Below are 23038 nucleotides of genomic sequence, written 5' to 3'. Positions count from 1 at the left end.
TTTTACCGGAGTATCAAACCGATTTTAGTAAATGTAGTAAACAAAAAAGCCTCCCTTTTGGGGAGGCTTTTTTTATTCTTCTTCTTTTGTCTCTTCAGGTTGGGATTTTCTATGACGTAGAGAATAAAGATAGCGCTTGATTTTTTGGCTTGCCGTTTTTTCGAATTCTTCTACAACTTCGATTTTATCTATCTTTGAAAATTTGTTTACTTTCGAGTTTACAAAAAATCTTATCTCGTTTAGAACTTCTTCTCTTTTATGTAGTATTGCATTGGAAAGCTCTGACACGGCATCTCCTATGGCATCCTGTAAGCGGACATAGGCAACCAAGGATGTGTTTTCGCCTTCAACGACGAGGGCCTCTGATACAAGAGGATGCTGGTTTAAGACAAATTCTATATCTTCAGGGTAGATGTTTTCTCCTGCAGCCCCTAAAATCATATTTTTTGATCTACCCTTTAAGCTGACCCTTCCCTTATCATCCATAACGCAGAGATCGCCGGTCTTAAACCATCCGTCTTCGGTAAAGACTTCCTTTGTTAAGTCCGGGGCATTGTAGTATCCCTGCATTACATTGGGACCCTTTACCAAGAGCTCTCCGACTCCGGTTTGCGGATCTTGATCTCCTATTTTTATTTCGACTCCGGGAAGATTAACCCCTATCACTCCGGGAATAGTTTTATACACTGCGGAGTAGGCTACCAAGGGAGAGGTTTCGGTAAGGCCGTAACCTATCGCATATGGAAACTTTGCATCGATCATAAACTGTTCAACAATAGGATCCGTTTTTGAACCTCCTATACCGAAAAATTTAAGACGGCCGCCGAAGGTCTTCTTTAGCTTTTTTCCGGCCTTACGGCATAATAATTTTCTTCCGAGCCTTGTTCCGTAAATTTTCTTTATAAGAGGACTTGCATTAAAGGCAGGCAAAATTTTTTGCTTATATATTTTTTCGATTACAATAGGAACGGTCAGCATAAAATGAGGCCTTACCTTTTGAAGGGCAGGAAGCAGATTTCGGGGAATAGGCGGTCCTTCAAGGTAGTATATGCAGGCTCCGTTTAGCATGAACATTAAAAAGCCTATTGTAAACTCATAAACGTGGGACATGGGTAAGATTGAAAGAGCTACCTCATATTGGTTTATACGTTGACAGTGTTGACCTGCGATAGCCGTAAAGATAAGGTTTTTATGTGTAAGGACAACTCCCTTAGAGCGGCCTGTTGTTCCAGATGTATAAATAATTGAAGCTGTGTCTTCTTCCTTACATTCATGATCCGGCAGGGGAGAGTCCGTTTTTACCTCTCCTTTTTTTACTGCAAAATCGCTTATGTTGATTATGATATCCAAGTCATCCGTATTGTTTAATTTTGCTAAAAGTTTTTCTCCCGCAAAGACAGCCCTTGCTCCCGAATGTTTTAAACAGGATGAAGCCTCACTTTCATTAAAATCAGGTAAAAGAGGTACGGCAATAGCTCCGAGTGTAACTATCGCAAAATATGAAATTGCCCACTGGGGGGAACTTGTACTGAAAATTGCTACCTTATCAAGAGGTTTTATTCCCAGTGAATGTAATAAGGTTTTTATAGAGGTAACCTTTTCGTCCAATTCTTTGTAGCTTATGGGCTGTTCTGATACATATGAAAGAGCGGGTCTATTCGAAAATTTTAAGGCCGAATTTCTTAATAAGGCCTGAAAGGTGTATTTTCCAAGATCATCAATTGTCTGCATAAGTCCTCCGTGCTAAAATAATTCCTGCTATGAGTAAGACACTTGAAGGGGAATAAGGTTGCATTTTTATTGATTTTTGTACCATTCTGCTATCCTTTTATTAAGCGAAGGGATAGAATCAGGATAGATTGAGGTATTACATGTATCCTTTAAATAGGGCATTAGAATTTCTTTTTTTAGCATCGGCCAGTTGCTCGGCAGTATATGGGGTGCATAAAAACTTTGAGTTTGAGGGAGATGCGACAATAAAAGAGGGTAATACCTTGGGAATAGTTTTTCCGTTACTTGGCGCAAGGCCGAAAAGCCTCCTGCAAGGCCGAAGGCGCTTATCATAAGATCCATCTCATTGGCTCGATTTAAAAGCTGCTCTTGAGTTTTGACCTGAAAAAACCAAATAAAAAAAGCTTCTGCGGCCTTAGCGTTTTTTGCCTTGCTGCAGATTCCTCCATATAGAATATCGTCCTTTAAAGGGGTTTTTCCGTTAAAGGCAAGCCACCTAAAATCTATATTTTCCAATCGTTTTTGAGGTGTAGAAAAAAGCTCCTCACTCGAGGCATAATAAAAAAGACATTTTCCGTTTTTGACTAAAACATAGGGCGAATCATAAAGGTATTTAAACTTAAAGTCGTCTTCGGCTGCTGCTGATGTATTTACCTCGCTGCTCCAATCTCTTATATAGTTTATTGCATTTTGAAGAGACTTATCGCTCCACGAAAAAAAATCGTTTTCTTCTTCAAAGGAGGCATTGAAGCCCTTGGTGTTCATGTATAAAAAGTCATCTGACCAGCGGGGTGAAAAGCCCATTGCTGTATATGTCCCTCTGTTTGCCTTGTTAAACTTAATCGAAAAATCTCTTATCTCATCAGGAGAAATTGAAAAGTCGCTCTTTGTTTTAAACTTATTTGCCGAGGAAAAAATAATCATCGGTAAGTTAAAGCTTATAGGCAATAGATATTGATTGCCCGAAATATTTCCCAAGTTTAAGAGCTCGGGATAAAAATCGTTCTTGTTTATTTTTTTTTCTCCGAAAAGATTATTGATCTTTCTAAACTTTACTCTGGCGGATTTGCCCTTAAGCCATGCACCGATAACTATGTCGGGCTGGACTTCCGTATTTATAAGGGCATCGACCGGATTTTTTTTGTATTCTACAATAATTTTGTGCTCGTTTTGAGAGTTGTTAAAAACCTCACAGTATGAAACAAACTCCGCCCTGTCCGTCCAGATGACCGCTATCTTGTCCTCTTCGGTTTTTGTACATGAGGTAAAAATTATCGCTGCAAGGATCAAAAATAAAATATATTTTTTCATAAATTTTCTCTTACTCTATGTTTATTGTTTTTAAAATAGCCCCGGTCTTCCGCTCATACCACGATAGGGTATCGCCGAAGTTGAGACTTATAAAATATTTTTTTAAGATAATCGCTTCTTTAGGAAATCCATAGGAACGGGACAACCTTTTTCCCTGCTTTGAGGAGGTATTGTAGTGAACAAGGGAGCTGTTCCCTAAGTTTGTTAAAATGTCGTTTCCCGAAATTTCCAAAAAAGCATCTACGTCTTCTTCCTTATAAGAAAGGATGGGCTTAAAAGTGCTGTCTATCAAATTCTTACGGTTTAAGCCTATATGAAGAAGCTCTGTTTTAGGTGAAGGATTTGTCCCTGTCAAAAAACATGCAAGGCTGTTAGGGCGCGAGCTGTTTTGTTCAAGGGAAAAGGCTAAATTTCCTTCCATAGGAATCGGGCTTGTTTCTTCCGTGAGGGTGTTTATTATAAAGACCGGAGTTTGAGAGCGGCCTATGGCACTTTTGGCAATCAGCATTGTGCTATCGTCTACTTGAACCGCATTTTGAATTCCGGGGGCATTATAGACGAATTCTTTTTTTCCGTTTTCAAAATTAACCAGTGTAACTCCGTTAAACGACTCGACATATAAAAATAAATTCTTATAAACCGAAACCGATATAACCGTTTCCTTAGGTGTGATAATCTTTTTTAGGCTCTTTGTATCAAGGGAGTAGTGGGATATCGGTGTTCCCTTTTTTATGTCCGACCAGAGCAAAAAGCCGTTGTTATAAAACGTAAACTTATTTGTTTTCAGGTTTTCTATTATTGAAACCGGTTTTTCTTCAGGTGAATTTTGAACATAGATTTTTCCGTCTTTTAGGATGTACAAAACATTCCCGTCACTTGTGATGTCATCTATTTTTGAGTCGGAGTAGGCAAGAGGTTTTTCAAGATTAACCGAAGAGTCTTCGTTTAAGCCTATCATATAAATCGAACCGTCCCGGGTTCCGATTATCATGTGATTTTTAATATGGCGGGCTGCCGTTATTTTGGAATTCCCCGGCACATAAAATCCCTTTGAAGAAGCATCTCCCTGTCTTATGCACCATTCATTTTTTCTTCTTGTTCTTTCGATCCAAATAGGAACCGAGTCTTGAATTTTAGAAGCGAAGAGGGCATATCGGGCTTGATGTTTCGATACCGTTTCACCGGTAACGGCATCTATTACATAGACATTATTGTCCTTATAGCCGATAATTCTTGTAAAGTTTTTTATAAGATTCGGATTTTCAAGTTTGTTCTCTGTTCTGAATTCTTTTAGCTTTTTTTTCTTTGATATATCTGTGTAAACGAGGCGGCCCGATTCTCCGTAAGTTACAATGCTTCTTTCGGTTGATGCTGTCGCTGCCAAAAAAACTATTCCGGGGGCTTCCTGATAAATATTTTGTACGATGCCCTTTGAATCCAATACGGTAATGCCGTCGGTAGATCGGTTGCCTACGAAGAGGTAGGTTCCGTTTGCCGACCATGAAAGGGATACGACCGAATCGGATAAGCGCTTTGAAAATAGGGCCTTCTTTTTTGCCCAATCCCAAAGGGAAACTTGGTGAACGCTGAATCCGTTTGTTTCATAAACGGCGACGAGTTTTCCCTGAGGATGGACGGCTATTTTTTGTATGGGCATACTTGAAAGCTGCCAAGTATCGGGCTCAAATTTGGGATAGGAATATCTGGTAACAAAGCCGTCCTTTCCGGCCGCAAAAAATATCGGCAAGGTGCCTGAGTTCATTATCTCTGTAACTCCGCCCGAAAATTTGTGGACAACCTTTGCCGAGCGGAATCTGTCTTTTTCAGGGGCGTTTGCTCTTGAAGCTGTGTTGCGTGAATAAAGAGCCTTGTCGTTTGCAACTGCAAGGGTCATAGCCTGAGCAAAGGCAAGGGCGTTTATTTTTTTTTCTTCCGGCGGAGATTGCTGTGGTGTGTTTGAATTTTCTGCCGGTTGAGTTTGTTGGCTTGTATTAGCGCTTGTTTCAGGCGGCGCCTGCTGTGATGTACTTGCGTTTTCTTCTGCCGGTTTCTGTCCTTGCTCCGTGCTCTCTGTGTTTGCCGTTTCACTGCTTTCCGTTTGTTGGAATTCAGGTTTATCTGTGCCGGCGTTGCCTTCGTCCGGAGCAGTATTGCCCGTTTCTTGTCCTTGATTTTCGGCAACCTCGCTCCAAGGGAGATCCTGATTTTGAGCCCCTAAAGAAAAACATAAAATTAAAGCAAAAAATAAACAAAGATATTTTTTGTACATAAACTATGAATCCCTTCCTTCGGTAAAAATATTTTGGTAGGAAAGATAGTTCCCCAAATATACGGCTGTAAAGACTTCAGACTTTTTATTGTTTTTGATATCTTGACAAACCGAGTCATACAATCTGACAGGAATTTTCATAACCGCTACTTGGTCTTCTTTTAAGCCGTAGACATAAAATTCAAAGTTTCCGTCATTGCATATCGAGTGGAAAAAGATTTTTATCTTTTTTCCTTTTATGTCCTTTCCGCTGTCCAATATAAAGAATTTTAAAACTTCCATGGCATGGGGATCTAAACCTGCTTCAACAACGGCAAGCCGCTCAGCCAATTCCGAGTAACCTATAACCGGGGTTTCATCGGCTTTTTCATATTCTATCTTTTCAGCTTTTTTTGTTTTTTCGTTTATCTCTTTTAATCCCGAGCAGCTGGAAAGACAGGCTATTCTATCGGCCTCCGGAACAAAAAGTAAAACAAGCTTTTTTGAAGGCCATTCTATTCTTGTCTTTATCTCCGAACGGACCTTTCTCCCGCATTGAGGGCACTTAAAGGTCAAATATGAACCGTCGGCTATTTTTTTTAATATTTCAGGTTCCTTATCCAAATTTATTTTAGCATGATGTTCAATTTCAAAACTTTTATCGCAAGGACAATGTATCTTCATAATAAAACTCCAATATTCTCGTATTGTACCATATTTTAGAGAAAAATGTAAGGGCTTTATGAGCCGGGTTGTCAGACCGGCAAAATACCGGCTTGCATATATCTTCAATTTATGGCATTATATGAACATATGAAAATTTTTTATTGCGGTAAAAGAGCTTTAAGGCTTGCTTTTGTTTTGTTGATTATTATGCTCCCGCTTTATGCTCAAGATGTTTTTTTGGCAGGAAGCTCTGAGGGCTTGTTTAGAATAGATAATTTTAGAGTAAAGAAGATTTGGAGAGATGCGGCTGTTTTAAAGATATCTAAGGCCGGAAATCAATGGCTTTTTTTAACCGGGAAGGGGCTTGCCGCAAGCAAAAATTTAAAAGATTTTTACTATCTAAACGATAAGCTTCCAAAAAAAATAATTAAAAATATAGATAAAAACGGAAATAAAACCTTTATAGAAAAAATTCCTCAACTTAAAGATTTGGAAGTTCATCCCTTTAATCCGAACATCTTTGTTACTGCAACTTCAAGCCGTGTTTTCTTGACACGGGATTCCGGAAAAACTTGGGAGGACCTTGGTGCCAATCATTCGGTAAACGGAATAAAGGCTGTCAGCGTTTTGGACATGCCTAACTCAAGGGGCGAAAAAGTTTTAACGGTTTTTGTTTCCCACTCCATCGCAGGTATGGCATGGAAACAGCCCGATATAAATTCGAAAGTATGGAACGATATAAGCGGCGGTTTAAAAAAAGGCCCCGAAGGGGTTGAAGAAGTATCCGATATTGTTTTTAATCAAATCTCAAACGAGTCTCAAGTTTACTGTGCTCAAACATTTTCAGGTTTGATGTACAGGCTTGATTGGAATAAAAAAATCTTTATACTCTTAAACGAAAAAGAAGCAAACGATAAAAAGCTTGTTTGTGTAGATAGTTTAAATATAATAGACAATACCGTTTTCGGAGTTATGGAAGGCGGTTTATTTGAAACTAATTTAATTATCCCTAATACCCAAATTTACACTTCTAAAAAATTATTAAAAAATTATGACAAGGTTAAAAAATATCTTAAAAATTCAAACTATCTGTGTGCCTTTGTGCCGAGTAATTTGACCTCATTTAACGGTAATTTATCCCTATCCGAACTCTGGTTATTGCATGATAAAAAAAATCAAAGCAATCCTTACTTAAAGATCTCAGACGGTAAAAAAGGAATTTATACGCCTACCCATCAGATGCGGGAAGATAAATCTTTTGAAAAGCATCTTAAAACAATCAAGGACAATAAACTCAATGCCCTTGTCATCGATATGAAAGATGAAGCGGGTTTTGTCCGCTATGAAAGTAAAAATGAGAATATAAAAAAATATAATGGTGTAAAATATACTCTCGATATCGAAAAACTTATAAAAAAGGCAAAGGCTGAAAATATCTACCTTATCGCCCGCATTGTAGTGTTTAAAGATAAAAACTTATACAGATATAACGAAGGTCAATACGCCGTCAAGGATAAGGAAACCGGAAAGCCATGGCAGGGTTATAATATTTATAACGGAGAAAAAGAAATTATACAGGAGCATTGGGTCGATCCTTATAATGAAGACGTTTGGAAATACAATGTCGATATAGCCGAAGAGCTTTGCTCGCTCGGCTTTGATGAAATTCAGTTTGACTATATCCGCTTTCCTACAGACGGCCTAAACCTTGCAAATGTCCGATACCCAGCCCAAGAAAACGGCATGGATAAGGTTAGTGCCCTAATGTCCTTTTTAGCCTACTCGCGCGAAAGAATCAAGGCTCCTCTTTCTATAGATATTTACGGGGCAAACGGCTGGTACCGCACGGGAGCCCGCACCGGGCAGGAGGTAGAACTCCTTGCAGAATATGTAGATGTTATCTGTCCTATGTTTTATCCCAGCCATTTTTCTCAAAGCTTTTTAGCTTATAAGCCTGCCGAAGAAAGGCCCTATAGAATTTATCATCAAGGTTCATACAGAAACAAATTGATGGCACGCAATAAGGTAATAGTGCGTCCATGGGCTCAAGCGTTTTTTATTCCGGTTTCTTACGATAAAAAATACTATGACGAAAATTATGTAAAACGCCAAATTTTAGGAATTAAGGATTCCATCGATGAGGGGTATATTTATTGGAATAATTCGGGCCGCTACTTGGATCTGCGCCCTGACGGGGAGGGCTTATAGTGACTGAACTTACAGCAGCTTCAAAAGAGCTTCATGCTGTGCACCAATGGGGAATAGAAGTAATCAGGGCCGTACAAAATTTTTCACATCCGGTTCTTACCGAAATCCTAAAAGTTTTTACGGATGCTTCAACCTACGGCTTTGTAGTTTTTATTATAGGTCTTTATCTTTGGTGTATAGATTATAAAAAAGGTTTGCATTTGGCCTACGCCGCCGCCTTTACCTCAGGGCTTAACGGAGGAATTAAGCGTATCTTAAAAGTCCCCAGGCCCTTTACCCATGCCCCCGAAATCATGCTTAAAAGCATAGGCGGTTTTTCAACCCCTTCGGGACATTCTTCGATAAGCTCTTTTATATATCCGGCTGTTTTGTTTTATAAGCCGCTTAGAGAAAAACTCTCGAAAGATTCCCAATCAAGCAGTATCGAAACAAAGGGGTCGGCTTCATCTAAGCTAAAAATAGCAGCGGCAATTATCCTCCCACTCTTGGTAGGTTTTTCAAGGGTTTATCTCGGAGTACACTATCCGACCGATGTTCTTTTGGGCTGGGCTCTTGGAGCCTTTATCTTTTTAGCTTTGATGTTTTTGCTTCCCGCAGTTGAAGCAAGGCTTTCTTTCTCAAACAATACCGATGAAGAGAATACGCAAAGTATTAAATTCAAAAAAGATGCATCAATAAGGTTTACGCTTGCGGCTATTTTTTCATTTATACTCATTTTAATTTCGAAGGAAAAGGTAAATGAGGCAGGCGTTATCCTTGGGCTTGCTTTTGGAAATATCCGAATCCTGGAAAATTCTAAATATAATTTTGATGCTTCTTCAGGCTCTGCACTTCAAAAGCTTTTAAGATTTATTATCGGGGCCGCTCTTTCATGTATTCCGATTTTGGTTTTCTATCTTTTAAAAATAGATTCAAGCTATGCTCAATACAGGCTCTACCGCTTTTTGGAATTCTTTGCGGTTGGAGCTGTTGCTTCGGGTTTAGCCCCGATAATCTTTTGCCGTTTAAAACTTTCTGGGGGAGAGAATGCAGACAGGTAAATATTCCCTAGACGATCCGATAGCCGCAATAGCTACGGCCTTAAGTCCTGCCGCCCTCGGAATTGTACGCACCTCAGGGAAGGGGTCGATAGACCTTGCTTCCGCAATTTTTTCCCGCCCCGAAAAACTAAAAGAAGCCCAAGGTAACACTATCCTGCACGGCTGGATCTTGGACCCCGAATCAAAAAAAGAAGTCGATGAGGTTACGGTCTGCGTTTATAGGGAGCCTAAGAGCTTTACGGGAGAAAATGCTGTTGAGTTTATCTGTCACGGCGGCACTGCCGTCGTTTTAAAAATATACCGCCTACTAATCGAGAATGGTTTTAGGGCTGCCGAGGGCGGAGAGTTTACCTTCCGTGCCTTTGCGAACGGAAAGGCCGACCTGACGCGTGCAGAGGCCGTAAACGAAATTATCAATTCAAAAACCGATATAAATATAGAACTTGCAGCAGGCCGCCTTTCGGGAAATCTTTTTTCGGGGATAGAGGAAATAAAGCAAAATCTCACAAGGGTTATCGCAGCCGCCGATGTCGAAATAGAATACCCTGAAGACGAGGAGACTACAGAAGGAGCCTTTTCGCCCGATCTGATTTTACAGGTGATAGAACCTCTTAAAAATTTAGCCGGCTCATGGGCCGCGGAAAAGATCTTTATTCAAGGGGCTAAGGTAGTTCTTGCAGGTAAAACCAATGCCGGAAAATCCTCACTCTTTAATGCCCTTTTAAAAGAAGACCGGGCCATAGTTTCGGACATTCACGGCACGACAAGGGACTGGCTTGAGGCCTCCTTAAACTTTAACGGAATCCCTGTAAGCCTTTACGACACGGCAGGTATTCGTTATACCCAAGATTCCATTGAGGCTATCGGGGTAGAGCGGAGCTTGGAGATGAGCCGCAACGCAGACCTCATCCTCTACCTTTGCGATCCTAAAGATATTTTATCTTCGGGTAGTTTAAACAAAGATGATTTAGACTTTATAAAAAATGCAAGGCCTCCCGTAATTACCATTATCACAAAAGAAGACCTGCTTGATGCCGAATCGAAAGAAAAGCTAAAAGAAATTTTAAGTAAAGAAAAAATTGAAGAGACCCTTATAATTTCATCGAAGGCGTCAAGCGGGATCAAGGTCCTGTCCGAAAAGGCTTATGCGGTTTTAGCAAAAAACACCGACAGGTCAGGCTTTTCAAAGGCAGCCTCCCTCGGAAGCGAGAGGCAAAGGGATGCCGTTCAAAAGGCCTTGGATGTGCTTGAAACGGCTTATCAAAACGCTGTCTCAGGCTTCCCTCTCGATCTTCTTGTAGAAGACCTTGAAGAAGCCTTAAGCTTTTTAGGAGAAATTACCGGCGAAGTCCGCTCCGACGATATCCTCGACAAGGTCTTTTCCGGCTTTTGTGTCGGTAAGTAAAATCGGTTTATTCCTCGACTTGAGCCATTTCTGCGATTTGCTCCAAATGGGATTCTACATGTCGGCCGTGGGTTAAGACCACCAGTCTGTCGCCTGCCGAAATAGATGTGCTTCCGTCTGGGATGATTTCTTCTTCGCCGCGGGCAATGCTTACGATTAAACACTCATCGGGCCATGTAACATCCTTTATCGGCTTTCCGTCCAAAAAGGATTCGGGAGAAACGCAGACTTCAAAAACCTGCTTGCCGTGATCTTCTTCCTTTTCTTTTTGATTTGAAAAATCTTCGCTGTTTAAAATCTGCTTTAAAAGCACCTCGTCATTTGGCGGAGACTTTATTATGTTTGCCGTAATGTAGGCAGCGGCCGAGGTCAGCACCAAGCCGCCCAGGTGGAAAAGGTCTCCGCTCGTTTCTGCAAGAAGCACTATTGCTGTAACCGGAGCCTTTATTACTGTAGTAAAAAAGGCCGCCATCGCAAAGACCATTAGGTTTACGGCATATTGGGCTTCGATTAAATTAAAATAAACCAAAATATTCGAAAAGATAATTCCGGTCAAGGCTCCGCATGAAAGGAGGGGAACAAAGATGCCGCCTATAGCCCCCGAACCTGCCGAAAGGCCTGTAAAGATTATCTTTGCCGCAAGAATCAAAATCAGCATGGAAAGCGGAAAGCTGTGTTCCGCAAGGGCCTCGATAAGGTGATCTCCTCCGCTTGCCGCAAGAGGCAAAAAAAGACAGACGGGTACCGAAATAAGATAGGGAATCAGGGGCGCAAATTGGGGAGGAATATTTAGCTTTTTGTAAACCTTTTGAGAAGTATAAATCGATTTTTTAAAGAGATGTCCTATTACCGCTGCCGCAGCTCCCATCAAAAGGAGCCAGCCGAAATATTTTATCGGGAAGAGCTGAAGGCCGTGAAAATCAAAGATAGCTCCCTGCTTAAAAAATACCGAGGCGACAAGGTCTCCCGCAAAGGCTCCAAGCATTACGCAGGTTAAAAGGAGGGGGCTTAGATATTGATGAAGATCCTCTATTGCAAAGACAATACCTGCAAAGGGAGCCCCGAAGGTAGCGGCAAGTCCTGCCGCTGCTCCGCTTGTTACCAGGCAGACCCTTTCTATATGGGAGGTTTTGCCGATTTTTTCGAAGGCGCTTCCTACATAGGCTCCTATTTGAACGGATGGGCCTTCCCGTCCTACTGAAAGACCTGCACTTATGTTTAAAACCCCTCCTAAAAATTTCAAAGGTAATTCGGGCCAGGGCGTCATGTCAAGCTTTTTCATAAACTTACCCTTGATTTGCGACACTCCGCTTCCCTTGATCATAGGATATTTTTTGATTATAAGGCCCATAAAAAGCCCTAAAGCAATTACTGCCAAAATCAAAACGGCAAGGCTAACGGCCGGGCCTAAGTTCGGGCCTGTGGCCGGGGCTAAATTCCCGTATGCAGCCTTGTTATAAAAATCAATCCTAAGATTTGAAAGAAAATCGATGGATTTTCTAAATGCAGTAATGGCTAGTCCCGTAAGAATACCAACAATAAAACTTTCTCCTGCAATTATAAGATGGTTTCCGTACCAATTTTCAAGAATTTTCTTTGTGCTTAAACCTTTGTCTTTCATATGCGACATTATATAAATAAGCCTTTTGTATGTCAATTAAAATGCGCTCCAAATATCATGGAAAGCAAGATTAATGAAAAATGTAAATCCTTACCGTGTCGGTTGACAGTGTCTTATTGCGCTTTTTGACATCACAGGCGGTTTAATAAAAATATTAAAAATCGATTTTCATAACCATAAATACCCTCTTGATAAAAAAACAATGACGTGCTACTTTAACTTTTAGATTGGAGGAAAACTTGAAAAAACATATTTGGAAATTTGCAAGATTCGGCGGGGTAACTCAGTTGGTGTTTGAAACTGCCGATGATATTCTTAATCTGAGGCAATTAGATCAAAAGCTTTGGACTACATTAGCGATGCCGACAAAAGGCATTTTCTTTAATCCCGAAACGGCTGCCATACTGGATACGGATGCCGACGGATTTATCAGCCCTCCGGAAGTTTTAGATGCCGTCGATTTTTTAGCAGAAAGTTTACAGGATGTCGGTATCATCATGAAAGACGGTGATACACTTTCTCTCGGCGATATAAAAAGTACTGCAATTGCCAAGACAGCGGAATGGGCTTTAAGAAGTCAGGGAAAAACAGGCAGTATAATTTCACTTGCGGATATTGTAAACGAAAATAAAATTATAAAATCAAATGAACTCGGAGAACTATCTGATAATGACAGCGATGATCTCCGCCTGAAAAAAGTGCTTTCACTGTATGTAAAAGAAAATATAAACAGCACGAGTGAAGCCATCTTTGACATGTTTACTAATGACAGGAACCAATGCCTCCAAAACACCGAAGATTTAAAAGCCGTCAGTGCCGGTTTAGAAAGCGCATCGATGCTAAAAGCCGTTGCCGCTTTTGAAGCCGTTAAAAACAAGATAGATGACTTTTTTGTTCGTTGTAAACTTTTGACCTACGCCAACGGGGACAATACCCCGCTCACCGACTACAGTGAAATTTTTAAAAACTTCACTACTGTTGAATTGGACACATCCAGCGAAAAATTACGCGAGCTTCCCATTGCATTGCCGAATACCGAAATGCTTTTGGACACACAAAGCAAAATAAACCCGGCTTGGGCAAATGAAATAAAAAAGCTCTACGCAGATGCTGTTTCACCTTTATGCGGAGAGATTTTGGTACTGACAGAAAATGATTGGAAAAATATTTCACAAAAAATTTCCGACTTTACTATGGTGTATTCAAAGCAAGCTGAAATTAAGGCTGCAAAAATCAATCCGCAGTTTTTGGAAACAAAGCTCAATCAAAAAGATGAAATTATCACGGAAATAAATGAACGGCTGGCCTTTGAAAAGGAAAAACAGCACATCCAATCGCTTAAAAAATTATTGCTCTTTCGAAAAGACTTTTTTACACTTTTAAAAAATTATGTCAGTTTTTCCAACTTTTATACCGGAGGAGAAACGGCCTTTCAGGCAGGCGTTTTATTCTTTGACACAAGGGCAACAACCTTGTGCTTTGAATTAAACGGAGATGACCGACATGCAACCTTGGATATTTTGTCGGGAGCGTATTTACTTTACTGTGATATAACACGAGGAACAGCCAAGCGAAAACTTTTGGCTCTTTTAACCAATGGCGCTTCTGACAATATTGTTGTTGGAAGGAATGGTTTGTTTTATGACAGAGAAGGAAACGATTGGAATGCAACTATTACTAAAGTTATTGCCAATCCGGTCAGTGTGCGTGAAGCGTTTTTCTCACCGTATAAAAATTTAGCCCGCATGATTGAAGAGCAAATCGCAAAAAAGGCAAATGCAGCAAACGAAAAATCGGATGCCCTCGTTGCAACGGCCGCAGACAAAACGGTCAATATGCCGAAAGAAGCGGCGGCGAGTTTGCCGAACAAAAAGCTTGATCTCGGGACGATTGCTTTAATCGGAACAGCAATAGGCGGAATTTCAACCCTCATCGGAAGCTTACTTCAAGCATTATTCGGCTTAGGCTTGTGGGTCCCTCTAGGACTCATCGGGCTTATACTGATTGTATCGGGGCCGTCGATGATACTCGCCGCCATGAAATTGCGCAAGCGAAGTATCGGTCCAATTCTTGAAGCAAACGGCTGGGCGATTAATGCACATGCAAAAATCAATATTCCTCTTGGAAGCTCGCTTACAAAATTGGCATCATTGCCGAAAAACGCACGGCTCGCACACCTTGACCCGTTCGCCGAAAAGAAAAAGGGTAGAAATATTTTTATTGCCGTTTTAATCCTGCTGCTTGCAGCCGCCGGTGTTTTTTGCTATTTTTATCTTATTAAAAAAACGGGTATCTATCCGTTCAATCTAAAATAAAACCGAAAACACACAAAGGGGAGATGGAGCACCATTCGTCATTCCATCTTCCTCTTATTTGTCGAATTGATGCACTTTCGGAGTAGTGAAAATCACTGCTCCTTGACAATATCAAAGACTTTGAAGGAACAGCCAAGAAGTATGGAATTGATTTTGCCTTGAAGAAGGATATTTCAGAGAATCCACCAAGGTATTTAGTTTTCTTCAAGGGCCGTGATGCAGATGTGATGGAAGCAGCCTTTAAGAAAGATCGTGGGGTGGAGCTATGAGTGATTCTTCACATCGGAAACAGGAGTGATATATAGACACAAAAAAGGAGGATAATGCCATGATAGAATATCATAATAAAATCACAGCACTATACTCCCGCCTTTCAGTTGGTGATGAAGATAGAGACGGTGGCGAGAGCAAAAGCTGATAAACATTCGCCACTATACCGACGATGACGAAAGCGGTAGGTTCTTTGACCGCTCAGCCTATACACAGATGATAAACGATGTAGAACAAGGCAAAATCGGAATTGTCATCATGAGTTTAAGGTAATACATTCTAAGAGGGAATAGTAGCGAGTAAGTGGGAAATCCGGCAGTGGAAAAAAATCGCTTAAAAATGTTATAATATTAGCCGATATAGACAAATAAATTTGAATTTACGGTGGTGATTTTATGAAAATAGTTATTATACATGGTCAAAGTCATAAAGGTTCAACATATAATAGTTCAAGAATGCTTGCAGATAAATTGGGTGGAGAAGTATCGGAATTTTTTCTACCAAAAGATTTTAATCATTTCTGTATTGGGTGTGGGAATTGCTTTACTAAAGGAGAAAGTATGTGTCCGCATTTCGAACAATTACAGCCAATTACAAATGCCATAGATGAGTCGGATATAATTATTCTTGCAAGTCCTGTATATGTATATCATGTTACAGGTTCAATGAAAGCGTTTCTTGACCATTATGGTTATAGATGGATGGTTCACCGACCAAGTGAAAGTATGTTTTCAAAACAAGCTGTCTGTGTTTCAACAGCTGCTGGGGCAGGAATGAAAAAAGCTAATAAAGATATGGCAGATAGCACATTCTTTTGGGGATGTGCTAAAACTTATAAATTAGGTATTGCAGTTTGGGAGACGGATTGGAAGAGAGTTGACGAGAAGATAAAATCAAAGGTTGACCGCCAAACAACAACTCTCTCGAATAAAATAAAAAGCAACTATACAATGGTAAGACCTTCAATAAAAACAAGGATTTTATTTAATATCATGAGAATTATTCAAAAAAAGGGATGGAATGAGAGAGATAAGACATATTGGCAAGAGAAAGGATGGCTTGCTAAAAATCGTCCATGGAAATAATCAAATCCCGGTTGTTTGTTGAACTAACAACTTAATAAAAACTATCACAGAAACAGTAAATCTAAAAAAGGTTTACTGTTTTTTCTTTGTTCAAAAATAAAAAGAGAGGAAAACAGAAAATGAACTTACAAAAGCGATAGAGCCATGTCCCGAAAACCTGACGGCATTTTAATAAAAAAGATTAGAGGAAAGACCTTTGTAAGCGAGATATATTTTGATAGAAAGAGCAAGGATACCTTTCAAGATAAGCTGTTTAAGGTAATAAACTCTAAGAGAAATTAAAAAAACATATCAAATATTTTTGAATTGATGTTGACAAACTGTTTTATTTGGTATATAGTAAATACATCAAAAATATTTGATGTGAGGTTGTCTATGAAAAAATATGAAGATAATGCTAGGGTGTTTAAGGCTCTTTCCGATTCAAAAAGATTAAAAATACTAGATATAATCCATGACGAAGAAAAATGTGCCTGTGTACTACTTGAAAAACTTGATTTGACTCAGTCTGGATTATCTTATCATATGAGAATTTTAAGTGAAGCAGGTATAGTAAATTTCAGACAGGATGGAAAATGGACGCATTACAGTATTAATGAAAAATGGATACAAGAAGCAAAAAAAATATTAGACGATTATCTATAAGTTTTTAGTCATCCAATGTAGGATGACTAAAAACTTATAGATAACACATCAAAAATATTTGATATGTTAGGAGGTAATGTAATGATTTTGTTAATAGGTGAATTTATACAAAACCAAATTTTAGGAATGAAATGGCTTAACGATTTAATAGGGCATATATTAAATATTTTAGGTGTAAATTTAAGTTCCAGATTTGGAGCGTCACTGCATTTTTTTATTTATGATGTAATAAAAATAGGTATTTTATTATGTACCTTAATCTTTATAATTTCGTATATTCAAAGTTATTTTCCACCTGAACGAAGCAAAAAAATATTATCAAAGTTTAAAGGTATATGGGGAAACATTATATCTGCACTATTAGGTACAGTTACACCATTTTGCTCCTGCTCATCGATTCCTCTTTTTATAGGATTTACATCAGCCGGACTTCCGTTAGGTGTTACATTTAGCTTTTTAATATCATCACCTATGGTTGATTTAGGTTCTTTAGTACTGCTTATGAGTATTTTCGGAGCTAAGGTTGCAATAGTGTATGTTTTATTAGGACTTTTAATTGCTGTTATTGGAGGAATTATAATTGAAAAACTCGGTCTTGAAAGTGAAGTGGAAGATTTTATATTAAATGCACCGAGAGGAATTCAAATTGAAGATGCAAAAATTGAGAAGAGAGAAAGATTGCTATTTGCGAAAAATGCAGTAGTAGAAACATTTAAAAAAGTGTTTCCATATATTTTAGTTGGAGTAGGAATTGGAGCGATTATTCATAATTGGATACCAGAAACGTTAATAGAAAAAATACTAGGAGGTAATAATCCGTTAGGTGTAGTTTTAGCAACATTAGTTGGTGTACCAATGTATGCTGATATTTTTGGAACTATACCAATTGCAGAAGCTTTACTTTCAAAAGGAGCGATGCTTGGAACGATTTTAGCTTTTATGATGGGAGTAACTACACTGAGTTTACCGTCAATGATTATGTTAAGAAAGGCAATAAAACCGAAACTTTTATATATTTTTATCGGCATAACAACGTTAGGAATTATAATAGTAGGATATATTTTTAATTTATTACAAAATCTGTTTATTTAAGGAGGAAGAAAAATGTTATTTAAGAAAAAAGCCTGTTGTAACGGGGCATCGGAACAAGGGGAAAGTAAAATTGAAGAAAAAGGAATCTACGTTTTAGGTTCAGGATGTGCTAAATGCAATTCTTTAGAGGAAAATGTAAAAGAAGCTTTAGCCTGCCTAAATATTAAAGAAGAAGTAAAACACATAAGAGATTTCACACTTATTGCAGCTATGGGAGTAATGACCACACCTGCACTTGTGATTGATAATAAGGTTGTAAGTTATGGAAAAGTTTTAACTACGGATGAATGCGTTCAGCTTATCAAGAATTCAAGAGGATAATACTATGAAAATTAAGGTAGCCTTTGTGTGCGTGCACAATTCTTGCAGGAGTCAGATTGCTTAAGCTTTGGCGAAAAAGTACACTTATAAAAAAGCTGATTGGGGGTTAGCTGATCCATCAGGAAAACCAGATGAAGAATTTATAACCGTCATAAAAAAAATTGAAAGAAAGGTACTTGATTTAATTGAAGAAGTCAAGGAATGGGAAAATAATTGAAAAAGCAAGATATAAGTTTCTTTGAAAAAAATCTAACATTATGGGTTTTAATTTGCATGGTTATTGGAGTCTTAATTGGTCGTTTTATTCCAATTGTTCCAAATGCTTTGGGGAAATTAGAGTTTTATAATGTATCAATACCAACAACAATACTACTTTGGATTATGATTTATCCTATGATGTTAAAGATTGACTTTAAGAGTATCAAAGATATAGGTAAAAATCCAAAGGGTCTTTTTATTACATGGTTTGTGAATTGGATAATAAAACCGTTTACTATGTATTTAATTGCCGGTCTATTTTTCTTTATTATATATAAAGGATTTATCAGTAAAGAGCTTGCTTCTGAATATTTAGCAGGTGCGGTATTATTAGGAGCCGCTCCATGTACAGCAATGGTGTTCGTATGGAGCAAATTAACGAAAGGAGATAGTGCATACACACTTGTTCAAGTAGCTAGCAATGATTTAATCATCTTGATAGCGTATATTCCAATAGTAAGTTTTTTATTAAAGATAGGTAATATCAACATACCTTGGGAAACATTATTTTTATCAATTTTACTCTTTATTGTTGTTCCTCTAATCTTGAGTATTATAACCAGGGGATTGATTATAAAAAAACAGGGAGAGAATTATTTAAATAATAAATTTATTCCTGCTTTTGACAAGTATACTATGGTGGGTCTTTTACTAACGTTGATTATTATTTTTTCATTTCAAGGTGAGAAAATTATCGTTCAACCAATAAATATTATCTTAATAGCTATACCGCTTATTTTGCAGACATTATTTATTTTCGGCATAACTTTTGTGATGGCATATTATGCTAAATTACCATATTCTATAGCTGCACCTTGCGGTATGATAGGAGCATCTAATTTCTTTGAATTGGCAGTAGCAGTAGCGATCTCTCTTTTCGGCTTATCCTCTGGGGCAACTTTGGCAACTGTAGTTGGTGTTTTGGTTGAAGTTCCGGTTATGCTTATGTTAGTAAAATTTTCAAATTCTATGGAATATAAATTTTAAGGGAATAAGTTTGGAGTATAAATTACTTAATCTAAATAGTATGTTTTTTAGTTAAAACCATACAATAATTTGATAAATGAGCGATAAGTGCTAATTTAGTAGAAATGTCAAATTCATTCAACAAACTCCATTTTTCCTAAGGGACAACTTAATAAAAACTAAAGGAACAGTAAATCGAAAGGTTTACTGTTTTTTATTTGCTCAAAATTAAAAAGAGAGGAAACGAAAAAATAAAAAACATAGAAGAAAAAATCTTAATGGCAGATGAAGAAATCAAGTAGTTACAAAACAAAAGAAAAAAGCTCATCAGTCAACAGAAACAGGAAGAAAGAAAAAAGAGAGATAAAAGAATATATGAAAAAGGAGCAGTCTTTGAAAGTATCTTTACAGAAAGTAAAAATCTAACCAAAGATGAATTTTATCAGCTAATAACAAGTCAAAGAAATAAAGATGAAATCAATCTTAAAAATCATAGAGAGTAGAAAAATTGCAACAAGAAAACAGAAAACTATCACAGGAAAGAAGCAAGAATTAGACCTGTACAAATTGGCTAAAAAAATGGTATAATATTACAAACATCGAGTAAAACAAATTAGAATTTGTGGAGGTGAGAAAAATGTAATGGCAACATATTCAACTTAAATCGAAATAATATAAAATTACGAGGAGATTATAAGATGAACAATTATATAAAATTAAATGAAGATAGATGGAATAATGTAAAAAATGACTATACTGAGCCATTGACACATGAAGAATTAGAAGAAGTTAGAAATAATTCAATTTCTGTTGCATTAACTGTTGGGAAAAAAGTTCCGAGAGAATGGTTTGAAAAAGCCAACGGAAAAAAGATATTAGGTTTAGCTTGCGGTGGTGGACAGCAGGGTCCGGTTTTTGCTATAAAAGGTTATGATGTAACCATAATGGATTTTTCTAAATCACAATTACAAAGAGATGATATGGTTGCTAAAAGAGAAGGCTTAAAAATCAATACAGTTCAAGGCGATATGACAAAACCATTTCCATTTGAAAATGAAACTTTTGATATTATTTTTAATCCGGTTTCAAATGTATATATAGAAGATTTAGAAAACATGTATAAAGAAGCCTCTCGAGTATTGAAAAAGGGTGGACTGTTAATGGTCGGATTTATGAATCCTTGGATATACATGTATGATGCTGACATTGTATGGGACAAACCCGATGAGGAATTACTTTTAAAGTTTTCAATACCTTTTAATTCAAAAAAGCTTGAAGAGGAAGGCAAAGTAACCATAAATCCGGAATATGGATATGAATTTAGCCATACCTTAGAAACTCAGATTAGAGGACAACTTAAAAATGGTCTCGCTATGATAGATTTTTATGAATCATGTGATAAAAGACATAGATTATCACGTTATGGAAATGACTATATAGCTACACTCTGCATTAAACTATAATGTTAAGGAAGACGCAGGCCAAGAAGATTGAGAAAAAGAATCCCCATCATTACCATTTCTGTCCGACTTGTTGAAATACTCTTGCTGTGGCAAAGGGATGTATGGCAATGTAGGCAGAAATATTTTTATTCGTGCGGAGGGATTGTTGATTGCCGTTTTAATCTTGCTGCTTGCAGCCGCCGGTGTTTTTTGCTATTTTTACTTTATTAAAAAAACAGGTATCTATCCGTTCAATCTAAAATAAAACCGGAGACACACAAAGGGGAGATGGAGCACCATTGGTCATTCCATCATCCCCTTTCTTGCGAATTGTGCTTTACATTTAAAGAGCATCTCTAAAAATCCGACAAGTTTTTTTAGCGCTCAAATATCGTTTACCCTGCAAAAATAACTAGAGCCAAAATAATTAAAACGACAATATTTATAAACACAATAAAGGGAATAACTTCGTTTAGTCTTTTTTTATTTTCTTTTACTAAAAGAATTGAAACTGCAATCATTGTAAGAATTATATAGACTGCGATTACAAGTTTTTCGGTTTGTTTGGACATTTGAAAAAACCGAAAAAAAAGGCCGACGGCCAAGGAAAGGCCTGAAAGAAGATAGAGGCTAAGCCCTACATGCTTACCTATGGAAGATGCATTGTATTCTTCTTTTTCCTCTTTGCTCATCATATTATAACCCGCAATCAAAAAATAGAATTTAAACTTGTGAATTAAAATACCGAAAACCGCAAGCACCGCTGCAATTATATAAAAGCCAATCATACCTTCCTCCAAAGAGTTGCTATATTTAAATTATAACATGGTAATTAGTATTTAGCAAGGCTTCGCATTGCCTCACGTTAAATCTAACCGAAAAAAAAGCTGTTCATCACGTAAAAATCTAACTTAAAATAGAAGCCCTAAGGAAGGGCAAAATGAGGTTAGATATGAAAATGAGAAAGAAGCTGACTGAGGAAATAGTGAAACGGTACTGCACTGCGTGCAAGAAACAAAAGACGAAAATCCTCGATGAGTTTGTCGCAACAACCAAATACAACCGAAAGTATGCAATTCACATTCTGAAAAACAGTGCATACATAAAAATAACGCATTTTAACAACGTCGCCAAAAAGAGTGTGAATGTTATTAAAAAGACACGAAAAAAGCGAACCTATGAAAAATACTACGGTCAAGACGTACAAGAGCAAGTCATCCGGCTATGGATTTTTTCGATGTACCTATGTTCAAAACGGCTCGTGCCTTTTATACGTGATAATATCGATTACTTTGCTCAAAAGTTCGGTTATGATGAACAACTTAAAGCAAAACTTGCTCGCATATCAAGCGCAACGGTCGGTAGGATTCTCAAGCCTGAAATTCCAAAACATTCTATCCGAGGTATTTCAACAACACGGCCTTCAAAGAATCTTAATAAGCTCATTCCAATCCGCACCTTTTTCGACTGGGATGAACGCAAACCGGGCTTTTTTGAGGTTGACACTGTCGCAAACTGTGGTATAAGTACTAAAGGACAGTATATTTGCACACTTACCCTTACTGATGTTCATTCAGGTTGGACGGAAAATAGAGCCCTTTTAAACAAAGCTCACCGATGGGTAAAAGAAGCGATAGAGGATGTGAAAATAAACTTACCGTTTCAGATGAAAGGTATTGATAGCGACAACGGAAGCGAGTTTAAGAATATGCAGCTTTTGCAATGGTGCAACACGAATAATGTTATCTTTACTCGAAGCCGATCGTATAAAAAGAATGATAATTGTTTTGTTGAACAGAAAAATGACAGTGTGGTAAGACGCATTGTCGGCTACTATCGATTTGAGGGAGAGGAGACACGAAGCGTTATGGCTGACCTTTATGAGCAATATAACATGCTTGTAAACTTCTTTTTTCCTTCAATGAAGATTATTTCAAAGCACAGGGTAGACGCAAAGGTCATAAAGAAATATGATGAAGCTAAGACACCGTATCGTAGGCTTATGGAGAGTTCTGATATAAGCGATGCTGAAAAAGATGAACTGCGACGTAGGAAGGACAGACTAGATTTACAACAGCTGATTGATAAAACACAAGAGCTACAGAGCAAACTTATTTCAATGGCTCACAGCTGGTCTACATAACTACGGTTAGATTTTTACTTGAGTAACGCATATCATTTGGGTTAGATTTTTACATGAGGAAATACGGGCTTTGATTCTTAATGTGTAATTAATTCCAAATTAGCCATTATTTCTATGTTTTGTTATAACAGCGCTGGGATAGAGGGAGGTGAATGGCAAAGTTCAAAAATATTTTTAGTTGAAACTTTTTGAGCTTATTGTACTTTATATTTGTATATGGTATAAAAATAGTAGGAGATACGATAGACAGCTCGCAGGAATTCTGCCTCAC

19 protein-coding genes and 3 pseudogenes are annotated in these 23038 nt (G+C 37.9%); 16 read left to right on the top strand and 6 right to left on the bottom strand.

Annotation, left to right across the window (positions count from 1 at the left end; all coding sequences use genetic code 11):
* Positions 1 to 72: 72 nt before the first annotated feature.
* The 4 genes from E4O04_RS11300 to E4O04_RS11285 all read right to left on the bottom strand — a co-directional run bounded on the left by E4O04_RS11300 (position 73) and on the right by E4O04_RS11285 (position 5974).
* Positions 73 to 1731 carry an AMP-binding protein gene (locus tag E4O04_RS11300; RefSeq protein WP_253687180.1) on the bottom strand — a complete coding sequence of 553 codons (1659 nt, stop codon included), beginning with the start codon at positions 1729 to 1731 and terminating at the stop codon, positions 73 to 75.
* 66 nt (positions 1732 to 1797) lie between these two features.
* The gene (locus E4O04_RS11295; protein WP_253708075.1) at positions 1798 to 3042 is read right to left on the bottom strand and encodes a type 2 periplasmic-binding domain-containing protein; all 1245 of its coding nucleotides are present in this window, start codon (positions 3040 to 3042) and stop codon (positions 1798 to 1800) included.
* Between the two features lie 10 nt (positions 3043 to 3052).
* The gene (locus E4O04_RS11290) at positions 3053 to 5311 is read right to left on the bottom strand and encodes a hypothetical protein (protein WP_253708072.1); all 2259 of its coding nucleotides are present in this window, start codon (positions 5309 to 5311) and stop codon (positions 3053 to 3055) included.
* Between the two features lie 3 nt (positions 5312 to 5314).
* On the bottom strand, positions 5315 to 5974 hold the full coding sequence (locus tag E4O04_RS11285; RefSeq protein ID WP_253687185.1) for a CpXC domain-containing protein: 660 nt from the start codon (positions 5972 to 5974) through the stop codon (positions 5315 to 5317).
* A 111-nt stretch (positions 5975 to 6085) separates the two neighbouring features.
* Between E4O04_RS11285 and E4O04_RS11280 the strand changes: the two genes are divergently transcribed.
* From E4O04_RS11280 to mnmE, 3 genes are read left to right on the top strand one after another with little or no spacing between them, the layout of a single operon-like run.
* Entirely contained in the window at positions 6086 to 8164 is a 2079-nt protein-coding gene (locus E4O04_RS11280) for a putative glycoside hydrolase (protein WP_253708069.1), read from the top strand.
* Positions 8164 to 9204, top strand: a complete 1041-nt coding sequence (locus E4O04_RS11275) for a phosphatase PAP2 family protein (protein WP_253708067.1) — start codon at positions 8164 to 8166, stop codon at positions 9202 to 9204. The genes E4O04_RS11280 and E4O04_RS11275 overlap by 1 nt, the downstream gene beginning before the upstream one ends.
* Entirely contained in the window at positions 9191 to 10609 is a 1419-nt protein-coding gene (gene mnmE, locus E4O04_RS11270; RefSeq protein ID WP_253708064.1) for a tRNA uridine-5-carboxymethylaminomethyl(34) synthesis GTPase MnmE, read from the top strand. Before E4O04_RS11275 ends, mnmE begins: the two co-directional genes overlap by 14 nt.
* 7 nt (positions 10610 to 10616) lie before the next feature.
* On the opposite strand, the gene E4O04_RS11265 is transcribed toward mnmE, so the two are convergent.
* The gene (locus E4O04_RS11265) at positions 10617 to 12266 is read right to left on the bottom strand and encodes a ClC family H(+)/Cl(-) exchange transporter (protein ID WP_371922252.1); all 1650 of its coding nucleotides are present in this window, start codon (positions 12264 to 12266) and stop codon (positions 10617 to 10619) included.
* A 203-nt stretch (positions 12267 to 12469) separates the two neighbouring features.
* Here E4O04_RS11265 and E4O04_RS11260 point away from each other — a divergent pair, with 203 nt between their 5' ends.
* From E4O04_RS11260 to E4O04_RS11210, 12 genes and pseudogenes are all read left to right on the top strand, one after another.
* Entirely contained in the window at positions 12470 to 14545 is a 2076-nt protein-coding gene (locus tag E4O04_RS11260; protein WP_253708060.1) for a hypothetical protein, read from the top strand.
* A gap of 107 nt (positions 14546 to 14652) precedes the next feature.
* Positions 14653 to 14793: pseudogene (locus E4O04_RS11255) on the top strand (PcfB family protein); the annotation flags it as partial.
* An 80-nt stretch (positions 14794 to 14873) separates the two neighbouring features.
* A pseudogene (locus tag E4O04_RS11250) lies at positions 14874 to 15076 on the top strand (recombinase); the annotation flags it as partial.
* Positions 15077 to 15210: 134 nt separating this feature from the next.
* Positions 15211 to 15900, top strand: a complete 690-nt coding sequence (locus tag E4O04_RS11245; protein ID WP_253678465.1) for a flavodoxin family protein — start codon at positions 15211 to 15213, stop codon at positions 15898 to 15900.
* 144 nt (positions 15901 to 16044) lie between these two features.
* The gene (locus E4O04_RS14210; RefSeq protein ID WP_371922251.1) at positions 16045 to 16182 is read left to right on the top strand and encodes a hypothetical protein; all 138 of its coding nucleotides are present in this window, start codon (positions 16045 to 16047) and stop codon (positions 16180 to 16182) included.
* Positions 16183 to 16275: 93 nt separating this feature from the next.
* Positions 16276 to 16545: an ArsR/SmtB family transcription factor gene (locus E4O04_RS11240; RefSeq protein WP_253678466.1), complete on the top strand. Its 270-nt coding sequence runs from the start codon at positions 16276 to 16278 to the stop codon at positions 16543 to 16545.
* A gap of 81 nt (positions 16546 to 16626) precedes the next feature.
* A complete protein-coding gene (locus E4O04_RS11235) occupies positions 16627 to 17637 on the top strand; it encodes a permease (RefSeq protein ID WP_172621801.1) in 1011 nt (336 codons plus the stop codon).
* Positions 17638 to 17649: 12 nt separating this feature from the next.
* Complete coding sequence (locus E4O04_RS11230) at positions 17650 to 17958, top strand: thioredoxin family protein (RefSeq protein WP_178947118.1); 309 nt, start codon at positions 17650 to 17652, stop codon at positions 17956 to 17958.
* Between the two features lie 67 nt (positions 17959 to 18025).
* On the top strand, positions 18026 to 18175 hold the full coding sequence (locus tag E4O04_RS11225; protein ID WP_253678467.1) for a low molecular weight phosphatase family protein: 150 nt from the start codon (positions 18026 to 18028) through the stop codon (positions 18173 to 18175).
* Complete coding sequence (gene arsB, locus E4O04_RS11220) at positions 18172 to 19203, top strand: ACR3 family arsenite efflux transporter (RefSeq protein WP_256488811.1); 1032 nt, start codon at positions 18172 to 18174, stop codon at positions 19201 to 19203. Before E4O04_RS11225 ends, arsB begins: the two co-directional genes overlap by 4 nt.
* 230 nt (positions 19204 to 19433) lie before the next feature.
* Positions 19434 to 19738: pseudogene (locus E4O04_RS14205) on the top strand (DUF3847 domain-containing protein).
* A 142-nt stretch (positions 19739 to 19880) separates the two neighbouring features.
* Entirely contained in the window at positions 19881 to 20645 is a 765-nt protein-coding gene (locus E4O04_RS11210; protein WP_253678468.1) for a class I SAM-dependent methyltransferase, read from the top strand.
* A gap of 374 nt (positions 20646 to 21019) precedes the next feature.
* Here E4O04_RS11210 and E4O04_RS11205 read toward each other — a convergent pair whose 3' ends face one another.
* On the bottom strand, positions 21020 to 21412 hold the full coding sequence (locus tag E4O04_RS11205) for a DUF3784 domain-containing protein (RefSeq protein ID WP_253678469.1): 393 nt from the start codon (positions 21410 to 21412) through the stop codon (positions 21020 to 21022).
* A 152-nt stretch (positions 21413 to 21564) separates the two neighbouring features.
* Here E4O04_RS11205 and E4O04_RS11200 point away from each other — a divergent pair, with 152 nt between their 5' ends.
* The gene (locus tag E4O04_RS11200) at positions 21565 to 22767 is read left to right on the top strand and encodes a DDE-type integrase/transposase/recombinase (protein WP_371922250.1); all 1203 of its coding nucleotides are present in this window, start codon (positions 21565 to 21567) and stop codon (positions 22765 to 22767) included.
* The last annotated feature ends 271 nt before the right edge of the window (positions 22768 to 23038 follow it).

Source organism: Treponema sp. OMZ 799 (genome assembly GCF_024181365.1).
In the GTDB taxonomy this organism is placed as follows: Bacteria; Spirochaetota; Spirochaetia; order Treponematales; family Treponemataceae; genus Treponema_B.
Note: the sequence above shows the minus strand (reverse complement) of the source record. Positions and strands in the feature narration are given on the sequence as shown.

What these genes read in the sequence shown, in the direction of transcription:
- mnmE (WP_253708064.1), top strand. Translation starts at nt 9,191, where the DNA reads ATGCAGACAGGTAAATATTCCCTAGACGATCCGATAGCCGCAATAGCT.
- E4O04_RS11290 (WP_253708072.1), bottom strand. Translation starts at nt 5,311, where the DNA reads ATGTACAAAAAATATCTTTGTTTATTTTTTGCTTTAATTTTATGTTTT.
- E4O04_RS11210 (WP_253678468.1), top strand. Translation starts at nt 19,881, where the DNA reads ATGAACAATTATATAAAATTAAATGAAGATAGATGGAATAATGTAAAA.
- E4O04_RS11245 (WP_253678465.1), top strand. Translation starts at nt 15,211, where the DNA reads ATGAAAATAGTTATTATACATGGTCAAAGTCATAAAGGTTCAACATAT.
- E4O04_RS11240 (WP_253678466.1), top strand. Translation starts at nt 16,276, where the DNA reads ATGAAAAAATATGAAGATAATGCTAGGGTGTTTAAGGCTCTTTCCGAT.
- E4O04_RS11230 (WP_178947118.1), top strand. Translation starts at nt 17,650, where the DNA reads ATGTTATTTAAGAAAAAAGCCTGTTGTAACGGGGCATCGGAACAAGGG.
- E4O04_RS11280 (WP_253708069.1), top strand. Translation starts at nt 6,086, where the DNA reads ATGGCATTATATGAACATATGAAAATTTTTTATTGCGGTAAAAGAGCT.
- E4O04_RS11300 (WP_253687180.1), bottom strand. Translation starts at nt 1,731, where the DNA reads ATGCAGACAATTGATGATCTTGGAAAATACACCTTTCAGGCCTTATTA.
- E4O04_RS11205 (WP_253678469.1), bottom strand. Translation starts at nt 21,412, where the DNA reads ATGATTGGCTTTTATATAATTGCAGCGGTGCTTGCGGTTTTCGGTATT.
- E4O04_RS11200 (WP_371922250.1), top strand. Translation starts at nt 21,565, where the DNA reads ATGAGGTTAGATATGAAAATGAGAAAGAAGCTGACTGAGGAAATAGTG.
- E4O04_RS11295 (WP_253708075.1), bottom strand. Translation starts at nt 3,042, where the DNA reads ATGAAAAAATATATTTTATTTTTGATCCTTGCAGCGATAATTTTTACC.
- E4O04_RS11235 (WP_172621801.1), top strand. Translation starts at nt 16,627, where the DNA reads ATGATTTTGTTAATAGGTGAATTTATACAAAACCAAATTTTAGGAATG.
- E4O04_RS11285 (WP_253687185.1), bottom strand. Translation starts at nt 5,974, where the DNA reads ATGAAGATACATTGTCCTTGCGATAAAAGTTTTGAAATTGAACATCAT.
- E4O04_RS14210 (WP_371922251.1), top strand. Translation starts at nt 16,045, where the DNA reads ATGTCCCGAAAACCTGACGGCATTTTAATAAAAAAGATTAGAGGAAAG.